Here is a 12002-nt window from a genome sequence, read left to right as displayed (position 1 = left end):
AATATTGACTTTAATAATATTAAAGTTTATACTTAATATTATTAAAGAAAGAGGTGATATAGTATGAATATTGTACCTGATTGGATGAATAATCTTGAAGATGAGGACATTGTTTTTATTAAAAAATTTATATTGGCTTCAGGTTCTTTAAAGGAGATTGCATCAGAATATAATGTAACATATCCTACTGTTAGACTTAGACTTGATAGACTTATTCAGAAAATAAAAATAAGTGAAGATACAGCTAATGAGCCTTATATAGCTCTTATAAAACGTTTAGCTATAAATGATAAAATTGATTTTGATACTGCAAAAATACTTATATCAGAATATAAAAAGATTAAAGATAAATAGTTTTGGGAAGGGGAGTTGTTTATGGAAACTATAACAAATGCAGGTGGAATGAATACTGCTGCTATAATAATTGCAGTTTATTTGATTATTACGATTTTGACACCTATTATATGTGTTTTGGTTCAGCGTAAATTGATAAAGAAAAAATCAAAAGGAGCTTTGTATTTTCCTATTGGTGTTTTGGCTTGTTCAATAATTTTTGGACTTTATACAATTGTTATTGCAGCAATTCTTTTTATTATGTATTATATTGATGATAAAAATTCAAAATCTAAAATTGATGAAATTGATAAAATGAATAAGCAGGATTTAGAGTGATTTTAAGGAGGCTTTTGCCTCCTTTTTTAATTTGTGGGTAATCTTGACATTAATTATATAGATTGTTATAATTTCATCAAATGAATAAATGTTAATTTAGTATAATTTTTTTATAATAAATCAAAATATTTATAAATTTTATATTTGGAGGGTTTTGTTATGAAGTTAAAAAAATTTACAGCATTGTTTTTAACAGCTTTTTTAACTGTGGGGGCTTTAGCTGGCTGTGGAAACAGTAATAATAATTCTAATAATTCTTCTGAAACTCAAACACAAAACAATGTTACAGAAGAAAATAAAGTTGAAAATAGTGAAAAAACAAATATAAATATTGCTGTTTTAAAAGGTCCTACGGGTATAGGTGCTGTTAAACTTATGGAGGATGACGAAAAGGGCACTTGTGATAATGATTATAACTTTACAATAGTTGCTTCTCCTGATGAGATTAACGCTAAAATTATAAATGGTGAAGTTGATATTGCTGCTGTTCCTACAAATCTTGGAGCTGTTTTATATAATAAGACAGAGGGAGAAGTGGAACTTGCCGCTTTAAATACTTTGGGTGTTTTATATGTTGTTGAAAAGGGAGATACAATTAAATCTATAAATGACCTTTCAGGAAAAAGTATTGTTGCTTCTGGAAAGGGTTCTGTTCCTGAATATGCTATAAACTATATACTTGAGAAAAATGGAATTACTGATGTTAATATAGATTATAAAACTGAACACGCTGAGGCTGTAACTGCTTTAACTTCCGGTGATGCTACAATAGCTCTTATACCTGAACCAAATGTTACTGCTGCTCTTGCTGCTGACCCTGAACTTAGAATTGCTTTAAATATCACTGATGAGTGGAATAAGGTTTCTGACGGTAGTGTTCTTTCTATGGGTGGAATAATTGCAAGAAAAGATTTTATTGATAATAATAAAGAGGCTTTTGATAATTTCCTTGATGAGTATGAGGACTCTATCGAGTTTGTAAATGAAAATAGTGATGAGGCTTCACAGCTTGTTGCTAAATACGGTATTATGCCAAAAGCTGAATTGGCTTTAAAAGCAATTCCAAATTGTAATATAGTTTATATTGATGATGAGGAAATGAAAAATAGTATTGAAGGATTTTATGAGGTTTTATATAGCTATGAGCCTAAATCCGTAGGAGGTAAACTTCCTGATGAAAATTTCTACTATATTTCAGAATAAAAGATTTATAAAGATATCTGTTATATTCATATGGATTTTAATATGGCAGCTTATATATAAAGCTGTGGGAAAGGAGATACTTATAGTATCTCCTTTTGATATGTTTATGAATTTATATGAAAAACTTTTTAAAGCTGATTTTTGGATTACTTGTTTTTATTCTGTATCAAGGATATTAAAAGGATATTTTTTAGGTATATTTTTAGGTGTCATAACGGCTTTTATATCCTATAAAGCTAAATGGTTTTACTATTTTGTGTATCCTTTTTTTAGTGTTATAAAATCAACTCCTGTTGCATCTTTTATAATACTTGCTCTTGTGTGGATAAAAACTGATAATGTGCCTGTGTTTATTGTTTTTATTATGGTAATGCCTATTGTGTGGACTAATATATATGAAGGCTTAATAAAGACAGATAAAGAACTTATTGAGACAGCCTTTATATTTGAGTTTAATATATTTAAAAAATTGAAATACATATATATTCCAAACCTTATACCTTATATTTCTGCAGCTTGTACAGTGTCTGCCGGTTTGGCTTGGAAATCTGGTATTGCAGCGGAGGTTATAAGCTCTCCTAAAATTTCAATAGGCTCTGCTATATATGACAGTAAAGTATATCTTGAAACCTTAGAGCTTTTTACTTGGACTTTTACTGTTATTATAATAAGTATTATTCTTGAAAAAATCATTGTATATTTAATAAAAAAGATTTTTGAAAGGAATTTAAAAAATAATGATAGAACTTAAAAATATATGTAAAAAATATGATGATAAAATTGTAATTTCAAATTTATCATTTCAATTTAAAGAAGGTTTAAAATATTGCTTTTTTGGTCCTTCTGGTATAGGTAAAACTACACTTTTTAGAATACTTATGGGACTTGAAAATATTGATTGTGGTAGCATAATACATAAAAAATGTAGAAAATCAGCTGTTTTTCAAGAGGATAGACTTTTTTTAAATTTTACAGTTGTTGAAAATTTGTTGGCTGTAAATAGTGATAAAAATTTTTGTGTTGATATAATTAAAAAAATGGGACTTTCGGGGGAGGAGAACACTCTTTGTAATAACTTAAGCGGTGGAATGAAAAGGAGAGTGTCTATTGCAAGAGCTTTGGCTTTTGGTGGTGACGAATATTATTTTGATGAACCTTTTAAAGGGCTTGATGAAAATATTAAAAAAGATGTTATAAAAACTGTAAATTGTATTACAGAGGGTAAAACTTGTTTTTTTATAACTCATGATATTAATGAAGCTTTTAATATAGCTGATGTTGTTATAAGTATAGATAAAACCCCTATTGAAAGTATTAATGTATTAGATATGTAAAAGGGGAGAGTTTTGTGAGAAAAAATATGGCTTATATACTTATACTTTTGGCGGCTATTATGTGGGGGACTTTGGGCGTTTTTACAAAAAATCTTACTTCTTTAGGTTTTTCAACAGTGGATTTGCTTTTTGTTAGAGCTGTTGTGACTTTTTTAGTTGCTTTTATAGCTTATTCTATAAAATATAGTAGTGAACTTAAACTTAAAAAAATTTCTGATATAAAGTATTTTATAGGAACAGGAATTTTTAGTTATCTTTTTTTTAATATGTGCTATATGAATGCTATTATTGAAACAAGTATGGGAGTTGCTGCTATACTTTTATATACAGCTCCTGCTATTGTTATGATTATATCTGTAATACTTTTTAATGAGAAAATTACATATAAAAAAATAATAATAGTTGCTATTACCTTTGGGGGCTGTTGTATGGTTACAGGAATAGGTGGAGGAAATTCTGTATCATTAAAAGGTATTATTTTAGGTTTATGTTCAGGTCTTGGATATGCTTTATATTCTATATTTGGAAAGTTTGCTATAAAAAGAGGTTATTCTTCAGCCGTTATAACTACATATACATTTCTTTTTGTTGCAATAGGTATATTGCCTTTTACAGATGTTTTTAGTCTTGTAAATCATATAAATCATGAAGGTGTATGGCTTCAGTTTATATTTTCAAGTATATTAACTGGTGCTTTGCCATATTTTGCTTATACTAAAGGTCTTACTTCTGTTCCTGCAAGTAGTGCTTCTGTCATGGCGTCTTTGGAGCCTGTTGTGGCTTCTATTTTAGGTGTAGTTGTTTTTTCTGAAAGTTTATCTTTTATGAAAATTTGTGGAATATGCCTTGTTATGGCTGGAGTTTTTGCTTCTGCTAAAAATTAAATTTTTACTGTTTTTATGTTGTAAATATAATAAAAACAATATAAAATTATTAGATAAAGTCTATATAAGGAGGAAAAATAATGGCTACTATAAAAGCTTTTAAAGGAATACGACCTGCAAAAGAGTATGCAAAAGATGTGGCAGCACTTCCATATGATGTTGTAAACAGTGATGAGGCAAGGGAAATGGTTAAGGGGAAACCATATTCATTCCTTCATGTCGATAAGGCTGAAATTGATTTGGATAAAAATATTGATATATATGATGATGCCGTTTATGAAAAAGCTAAAGAAAATCTTTATGGTATGATTGATAAGGGAATACTTGTTAAAGATGACGAGGATTGTTTATACATATATGAGCTTGTCATGGACGGAAGAAAACAGACAGGTTTAGTTGTTTGTACTTCAATAGATGAGTATATTGACGGTACAATAAAGAAACATGAGCTTACAAGAGAGGATAAGGAACAGGACAGAATTCGCCACGTTGACACTTTAAATGCCAATACAGGTCCTATATTCCTTGCATATAAAGATAGCTATGATATTGATACTGTTATTGAAAATTGGAAAAATACTCACCCTTGTCAGTATGATTTTGTTACTGATGAAGGTACAGCCCAGAGAGTTTGGGTTATAAATAACAGTGATGTTATAGAAAATCTTGTAAAACTTTTCGGTGATGTTAAAAATTTATATATTGCAGATGGTCATCACAGAAATGCTTCTGCTGTAAAAGTGGGACTTAAGAGAAGAAAAGAAAATCCTAATTATACAGGAAAAGAAGAATTTAATTATTATCTTTCTGTTTTATTCCCAGATAGTCAACTTAGAATTCTTGATTATAACAGACTTATAAAGGATTTTAACGGTTTATCAAAAGACGAATTTATTGATAAACTTTCAGAAAAATTTGAAATTATGCCTTTTGATGGTGTATATAAACCTTCAAGAAAACATACTTTTGGTTTTTATACAGATAAAAAATGGTATAGTATGAAGGCTAAACCTGAAATTATAAGTGGTGATGTTATAGAAAGTCTTGATGTTTCTATACTTCAAAATAATGTGCTTGTACCTTTACTTGGCATTGATGATATAAGAACAAATAAAAGAATTGATTTTGTAGGGGGAATAAGAGGTCTTTCTGAGCTTGAAAGACGTGTTGACAGTGGTGAAATGGTTGCCGCTTTCGCTATGTATCCAACTTCAATGGAAGAACTTATGGCTGTGGCTGATGAAAATAAAATTATGCCTCCAAAATCAACATGGTTTGAGCCTAAACTTCAAAGTGGTCTTTTTATACATTCTTTAGATTAAATAAAAAAAGTGCATTTACAATTTAATTGTAGTGCACTTTTATTTTTTAGTATCCATATATAATACTGTCGATGTCTTCAATAATATTTTTAATCTCATTGTTAATCCTTATTCTATCATCATAATTATCTTTCCATATATAGTAGGCTTTCATTCCGAGTCCTGGCTTTGTTGCGTTATTCCAATCCCATTTTACAAGGTCTAAAAGCTCATAGGAGTATTCACTGCCGCTTTTTATGCACATTTCAACATTTCTATTCATACGTTTTAGTATATTATAAAAGTCTGGAGTATTTCCTGTAATATTTACATCTATTACCTTAATAAATCTTTTTACAAGGCTTTCTAGTTCAAAAAATTCATATTCTTCAATATATTTCATAGTTTTACTCCTTTCTTTAAAATCAAAACCATAGTTCCAATTCTATGGAACTATGGCTTTTTTTATTAAAGTATACTACCTATTGTAATAAATAATGGTGCGAACACAAGAGAAACCACTGTCATAAGTTTTATGAGAATGTTTATTGAAGGACCTGATGTGTCTTTGAAAGGGTCACCTACTGTGTCGCCAACAACTGCTGCTTTGTGAGCTTCACTTCCTTTTCCACCATGATTTCCTTCCTCAATATATTTCTTTGCGTTATCCCATGCACCACCAGAGTTTGACATGAATATTGCTATAAGTACTCCTGTTACAAGAGAACCGGCAAGAAGTCCGCCGAGGGCACTTGTTCCAAGAAGTATTCCCACAACAAGAGGAGATATAACAGCCATAATTCCCGGTACAAGCATTTCTTTTAATGCTGCTGTTGTTGATATGGCAACACAACTTTTATAATCTGGTTTTGCTGTGCCTTCCATAATTCCCGGTATTGTTCTAAACTGGCGTCTTACTTCTTCTATCATCTGAAAAGCTGCTTTTCCAACTGACTGCATTGTAAATGCTGAGAAAAGAAATGGTAACATTCCACCTATGAAAAGACCTATTATTACTCTATAATTTAAAATGTCTATTGATGTAAGCTGTACAGCTTGAGCGTATGAAACAAAAAGAGCAAGGGCTGTTAATGCTGCTGAACCTATTGCAAAGCCTTTTCCTATGGCTGCTGTTGTGTTTCCAACTGCGTCAAGTTTATCTGTTATTTCTCTTACAGAATGGTCAAGACCGCTCATCTCTGCTATACCACCGGCGTTATCAGCTATTGGACCATAAGCGTCAACAGCTACTGTTATTCCTGTTGTTGATAACATTCCCACAGCTGCAAGGGCTATACCATAAAGACCTGCAAAAAAATATGCAACAAATATTCCTACACATATAAGTATTACTGGAAAGGCTGTTGACTCCATTCCAACTGCAAGACCACTTATTATTGTTGTTGCTGGTCCTGTCTCTGACTGTTCGGCTATTTTCTTTACTGATTTGTAATCTCCTGATGTGTAAATTTCTGTTATTATTCCTATTATTATACCTACAATTAATCCTGCTATAATTGCTATTGCATAATTAAATGTACCAAAAAACATATTGCTCAATATTAGAGATAATATAACTACAATTATACTTGCTACATATGTACCTGTCTTTAATGCTTTGTGTGGATTTGATTTTTCATCTCCTCTTACAAAGAATGTTCCTATTATTGCAGACATTATTCCAACAGCTGAAAGAATAAGAGGGAAAACCGCTCCGGCAAGAGTAAATTTTGAACCTGCAACACCTATTACTCCTAAAGTTATGGCTGAAACTATTGAACCTACATATGACTCAAAAAGGTCAGCTCCCATTCCAGCAACATCTCCAACATTGTCTCCAACGTTGTCAGCTATAACAGCCGGGTTTCTTGGGTCGTCCTCTGGTATTCCCGCCTCAACTTTTCCAACAAGGTCTGCTCCAACGTCTGCCGCTTTTGTATATATACCTCCGCCAACACGTCCGAAAAGTGCTATTGATGAGGCTCCAAGGCTGAAACCTGAAAGAACATTAACATTATTTGTTATGATATATACAGCACTTACTCCTAAAAGTCCTAAGCCTACAACAGACATTCCCATTACAGCACCGCCAGAAAATGCTATTGACAAAGCTTTGTTCATTCCACTTGTTCTAGCTGCATTTGCTGTTCTTACATTAGCTTTTGTTGCAACATTCATACCAAAATACCCAGCCAAAGTAGAGAATATAGCACCTACAATAAAACATACAGCTGTTATAACATTGATACCTATTGCTATAAGTATAAATAAAACAATGGCAAATATAATAAGTATCTTATATTCTGCTGTGAGAAATGCATTTGCCCCTTCGCGTATTGACCATGCTATTTCTTTCATTCTGTCTGTTCCTTCGTCCATTTTTCCTACCTTTGAGGCTAGTACAAAGGCGAAAAGTAGGGCGATAATACCCATTACAGGTGCAACATAAATCATACTTTCCATATTGTCATCATTCCTTTCAATTTGTATTTAATATATTTATGAAAACAGAAAACTGTATACATAAATAATTATGATTTAATTATAAACTATATTTCTAATAATACCCAGTAACAACATTAACTAAAATATTATGTTTATTTTATTAACTTATATGAAGTAAAAATATACAATAAATAACTTAGTATGCTAACTAAAATTAATATAAAGTTTATTAAAATAATGTCTTAAAAATGATATATTTTATATAAAAATAAAAAAGACCATATTTTAAATATGGTCTTTTAATAAATTTATTTAATTATAAGCTTTTCATTAAGTTTATCATTTCTATTGCAGATACTGCACAGTCAAAGCCTTTGTTTCCAGCTTTTGTTCCTGCTCTCTCAATTGCCTGTTCTATTGTATCTGTTGTTAAAACTCCGAAAAGTACAGGTATTTCTGTCTCAAGACTTACAGAGGCAATTCCTTTTGAAACCTCTGCACATACATAATCATAGTGGCTTGTAGCTCCTCTTATAACTGCCCCAAGACATATTACAGCGTCATATTTTCCTGATTTTGCCATTTTCTTTGCTGTTACAGGAATTTCAAAAGCTCCCGGAACCCATGCAACTGTTATGTCATCATCTTCAACTCCATGTCTCTTTAAACCGTCAACAGCTCCTGAAAGAAGTTTTCCACCTATGAACTCATTAAATCTTCCTACTATTATTCCTATCTTTGGATTTTGTGCTATAAGTTTTCCTTCTATTATATTCATTTTAAAATACCTCCTATGTATTAATATTTTTATTTTTAAAATTTTTTATTGGAATGTTTCAAGAATATGTCCCATTTTATGTTTTTTTGTTTCCATGTAAAATTCACATTCTGGTTTATGTACTGTTTCAATTGGAACTCTTTCTGTTATTTCAAGACCGTATACTTCAAGGTCATATATTTTTTGTGGATTGTTTGTTAAAAGACGAATTTGATTTACTCCTAAGTCTTTTAAAATTTGTGCTCCAACTGTATAATCTCTTAAATCAGGTGGGAAACCTAAAGCAACATTTGCTTCTACTGTGTCCATACCCATATCCTGAAGGGCATAGGCTTTGAGTTTATTTATAAGTCCTATTCCTCGTCCTTCCTGTCTTAAATATACTAAAATTCCTCGTCCTTCTTTTGCTATACTTCTCATAGCTGCGTCGTACTGGTCGCCACAGTCACATTTTGCAGAGCCTAAAGCATCACCTGTCAAACATTCTGAATGTACTCTTGTTAATACTGGACCGCCTTTTGATACATCTCCCATTACAAGGGCAATGTGATGTTCTCCGTTTCTTTTGTTCTGATAGCCATAAATTTTGAATTTTCCATATTTTGTTGGAAGATTTGCTTCAACAACTCTTTCCATTATTTTTTCACGTTTTCTTCTGTAATTTTGAAGGTCTTTTATTGTTATAAATTTAAGATTATGTTCTTTTGCAAATTCTATAAGCTCTGTTTTTCTCATCATTGTTCCATCATCTGCCATAATCTCACAGCAAACGCCTATCTCTTTAAGTCCGGCTAATTTCATAAGGTCAACTGTGCCTTCTGTGTGTCCGTCTCTCTCTAAAACTCCATTAGGTTTTGCTATAAGTGGAAACATATGTCCCGGTTTTCTGAAATCTTCAGGTTTTGCACTATCTTCTGTGGCTTTCATTATTGTTAAAGACCTTTCATAGGCTGATATTCCTGTTGTTGTGTCAACATGGTCTATTGAAACTGTGAAGGCTGTTTCGTGATTGTCTGTATTCTTTGCAACCATTGGATAAAGTCCAAGTCTGTCAGCTTCTTTTTCGCTTAAAGGCATACATATTAAACCTTTTGCATATTTTGCCATAAAGTTTATATTTTCTCCTGTGGCAAATTCTCCTGCACATATAAGGTCACCTTCGTTTTCTCTGTCTGGGTCATCTGTGCAAAGTATCATTTTTCCTGCTTTTAAATCTTCAAGGGCTTCTTCAACTGTATTAAATTCAAACATATTTAACATCTCCTTAAAATCCACATTTTTGTAAAAAATCCATGCTTATTGATGAACTTGTTTTTTCTTCTTTTTCTTTGTTAAAACCTAAAAGTTTTTCAACATACTTTGAAATAACATCATTTTCAAGATTAACCATATCACCAACTTTTTTTGAGAGTAGGGTGGTTTCTTCTCCTGTATGAGGTATCAATGAAACTTTAAAACAATTATTGTCAACATAGGCAACTGTAAGACTTATACCGTCTATGGCAATTGAACCTTTTTCGACTATGTATTTTAATATTGAACTGTCTGCTGAGATTGTTACCCAAACAGCATTTTTTTCTGCCTTGAAACTTTCTATTTTCCCTCTGCCGTCAATATGACCGCTTACTATATGTCCTCCAAATCTTCCATTGGCTTTCATGGCTCGCTCAAGGTTTACTTTACTTCCTGTTGAAAGCATACCTAAATTTGTTCTTCTCATTGTCTCTGCCATGACATCTGCTGTAAAACTTTTTTTTGTAGTTTTTTCAAAACTTGTCACTGTTAAACATACTCCGTTTACAGCTATACTATCACCTATGTTCATATCTTCAATTATTTTGTTGCACTTTATTCCTATTTTTCCGCACTCTCCATCAATTACTTTTAGAACAGTGCCGATTTCTTCAACTATTCCTGTAAACAAATATGTCACCTCTTACTGTTTCTTTTTGACGTAACCTGTAATTACAGTATCATTAAAAATATTTTTAACTGTTATATCTGAAAGCTCAACTGCATCTGAAATATGTTCTATACCTTTTCCCATAACAGATGTTTTTGCTTCCTTTCCACCTAATATTTTTGGAGCTATAACAGTTATAACTTTATCAACAATACCTTCTTTTAAAGCTGAAAAATTAAGTTCTCCACCACCTTCAATTAATATACTGTCAATTCCCATATTACCAAGTATTTTCATAAGCTCTTTAAGGTCAACTTGGTTTTTTCCGACTTTTATAATTTCAATTCCTTTTTCTTCAAATCTTCGGCATTTTTCAGAGTCCGCTTTCTCTGAAACGGCTATAATACATCTTCCTGTTGATATATCAAGAACATTTGAATTTTCAGGTGTTCTCAATGTGCTGTCTGTTATTATTCTTATAGGGTTTCTTCCACCTTCAATTCTTGATGTCAATTTTGGATTGTCGGCTATAACTGTATTTACACCTACCATTATTCCGGAAAGACTGTTTCTAAGTTTATGTACATATTCTCTTGATTTTTCATTTGTTATCCATTGAGATTCTCCCGTTACTGTTGCTATTTTTCCATCAAGAGTTACTCCTGTTTTCATTACTACAAAGGGGAGTTTGGTTTCTATATATTTTAAAAATACTTCGTTTAACTTTATACACTCTTGTTCACATATTCCACAAAAAACGTGTATTCCTGCATCTTCTAATATTTTTATACCTTTACCAGCTACTAGAGGGTTTGGGTCTTTTGTGCCTATAAATACACTGTTGAATTTATGTTTTACAAGAGCAAGAGCACAGGGTGGAGTTTTGCCGTAATGGGAACAAGGTTCTAATGTTACATATATGTCAGCTCCCTCAACACTTTCTGTTGCATTGTTTATTGCATCTATTTCTGCATGAGGTCCACCGAAATATCTGTGAAAACCTTCACCTATTATTTTTCCGTTTTTTACTATTACAGCTCCAACAAGAGGATTTGGATTTACTTTTCCTTCTCCCATTTTTGCAAGTTCTATGGCTCTTTTCATGTATTCCATATATAAAACACCCCCAAAATAAAACAATAAAAGCCATGAGAAAAAATCTCAGGGCTTACAAAAAATACCTTATAATAAGGTTGTATGTCTATTTATCTATTTTAGATTTTATACAAATAAAAATAAAAAAGCCTGAGAAAACATTTTCTCAGGGCAAAATTTTAACAAAAATAAATGTATATAAAATAAATAAAAAATAAAATTATACATACAAAAAAGTTGCTATCTTCTTCTATCCAGACTTTAACTGTTGGTTTTGGAATTGCACCAAATCATGCAAAAATGCTCGCGGACTTTACCGCCAATCGGGAATTACACCCTGCCCTGAAGATTATCCGTTATTTAATTACAAGTACATTATAGTACTAT

General features: G+C 31.5%; 13 protein-coding genes and 1 riboswitch. Of the genes, 7 read left to right on the top strand and 6 right to left on the bottom strand.

Going from position 1 to position 12002, the window contains the following annotated elements; all coding sequences use genetic code 11:
- Positions 1-63: 63 nt before the first annotated feature.
- The 7 genes from B5E58_RS07460 to B5E58_RS07430 all read left to right on the top strand — a co-directional run bounded on the left by B5E58_RS07460 (position 64) and on the right by B5E58_RS07430 (position 5415).
- Positions 64-354 (top strand): DUF2089 family protein, encoded by a 291-nt coding sequence (locus tag B5E58_RS07460; RefSeq protein WP_088109063.1) that lies wholly within the window; start codon positions 64-66, stop codon positions 352-354.
- 21 nt (positions 355-375) lie between these two features.
- Entirely contained in the window at positions 376-672 is a 297-nt protein-coding gene (locus tag B5E58_RS07455; protein WP_088109062.1) for a hypothetical protein, read from the top strand.
- Between the two features lie 159 nt (positions 673-831).
- Positions 832-1875, top strand: a complete 1044-nt coding sequence (locus B5E58_RS07450) for an ABC transporter substrate-binding protein (RefSeq protein WP_088109061.1) — start codon at positions 832-834, stop codon at positions 1873-1875.
- Positions 1847-2626 carry an ABC transporter permease gene (locus B5E58_RS07445; protein ID WP_088109060.1) on the top strand — a complete coding sequence of 260 codons (780 nt, stop codon included), beginning with the start codon at positions 1847-1849 and terminating at the stop codon, positions 2624-2626. The genes B5E58_RS07450 and B5E58_RS07445 overlap by 29 nt, the downstream gene beginning before the upstream one ends.
- Positions 2613-3209: an ATP-binding cassette domain-containing protein gene (locus B5E58_RS07440; protein ID WP_088109059.1), complete on the top strand. Its 597-nt coding sequence runs from the start codon at positions 2613-2615 to the stop codon at positions 3207-3209. The genes B5E58_RS07445 and B5E58_RS07440 overlap by 14 nt, the downstream gene beginning before the upstream one ends.
- A 14-nt stretch (positions 3210-3223) precedes the next feature.
- On the top strand, positions 3224-4093 hold the full coding sequence (locus tag B5E58_RS07435; RefSeq protein WP_088109058.1) for a DMT family transporter: 870 nt from the start codon (positions 3224-3226) through the stop codon (positions 4091-4093).
- Between the two features lie 80 nt (positions 4094-4173).
- Positions 4174-5415 (top strand): DUF1015 domain-containing protein, encoded by a 1242-nt coding sequence (locus tag B5E58_RS07430; RefSeq protein ID WP_088109057.1) that lies wholly within the window; start codon positions 4174-4176, stop codon positions 5413-5415.
- A gap of 46 nt (positions 5416-5461) precedes the next feature.
- Here B5E58_RS07430 and B5E58_RS07425 read toward each other — a convergent pair whose 3' ends face one another.
- The 6 genes from B5E58_RS07425 to ribD all read right to left on the bottom strand — a co-directional run bounded on the left by B5E58_RS07425 (position 5462) and on the right by ribD (position 11633).
- Positions 5462-5797, bottom strand: a complete 336-nt coding sequence (locus B5E58_RS07425) for a hypothetical protein (RefSeq protein WP_088109056.1) — start codon at positions 5795-5797, stop codon at positions 5462-5464.
- A 65-nt stretch (positions 5798-5862) separates the two neighbouring features.
- Entirely contained in the window at positions 5863-7857 is a 1995-nt protein-coding gene (locus B5E58_RS07420; RefSeq protein WP_088109055.1) for a sodium-translocating pyrophosphatase, read from the bottom strand.
- 298 nt (positions 7858-8155) lie between these two features.
- The gene (gene ribH / locus B5E58_RS07415) at positions 8156-8617 is read right to left on the bottom strand and encodes a 6,7-dimethyl-8-ribityllumazine synthase (protein ID WP_088109054.1); all 462 of its coding nucleotides are present in this window, start codon (positions 8615-8617) and stop codon (positions 8156-8158) included.
- Between the two features lie 45 nt (positions 8618-8662).
- Positions 8663-9868 (bottom strand): bifunctional 3,4-dihydroxy-2-butanone-4-phosphate synthase/GTP cyclohydrolase II, encoded by a 1206-nt coding sequence (locus B5E58_RS07410; RefSeq protein ID WP_088109053.1) that lies wholly within the window; start codon positions 9866-9868, stop codon positions 8663-8665.
- Positions 9869-9881: 13 nt separating this feature from the next.
- A complete protein-coding gene (locus tag B5E58_RS07405) occupies positions 9882-10541 on the bottom strand; it encodes a riboflavin synthase (RefSeq protein ID WP_088109052.1) in 660 nt (219 codons plus the stop codon).
- 12 nt (positions 10542-10553) lie between these two features.
- Positions 10554-11633 carry a bifunctional diaminohydroxyphosphoribosylaminopyrimidine deaminase/5-amino-6-(5-phosphoribosylamino)uracil reductase RibD gene (gene ribD / locus B5E58_RS07400; protein ID WP_242956626.1) on the bottom strand — a complete coding sequence of 360 codons (1080 nt, stop codon included), beginning with the start codon at positions 11631-11633 and terminating at the stop codon, positions 10554-10556.
- A gap of 220 nt (positions 11634-11853) precedes the next feature.
- Positions 11854-11969, bottom strand: a riboswitch (FMN riboswitch).
- Positions 11970-12002 lie beyond the last annotated feature (33 nt).

The sequence above is a fragment of the Tyzzerella sp. An114 genome (assembly GCF_002161055.1).
Taxonomy (GTDB): domain Bacteria; phylum Bacillota; class Clostridia; order Lachnospirales; family Anaerotignaceae; genus Fimicola; species Fimicola cottocaccae.
This window is presented reverse-complemented; position numbering and strand designations above follow the sequence as displayed.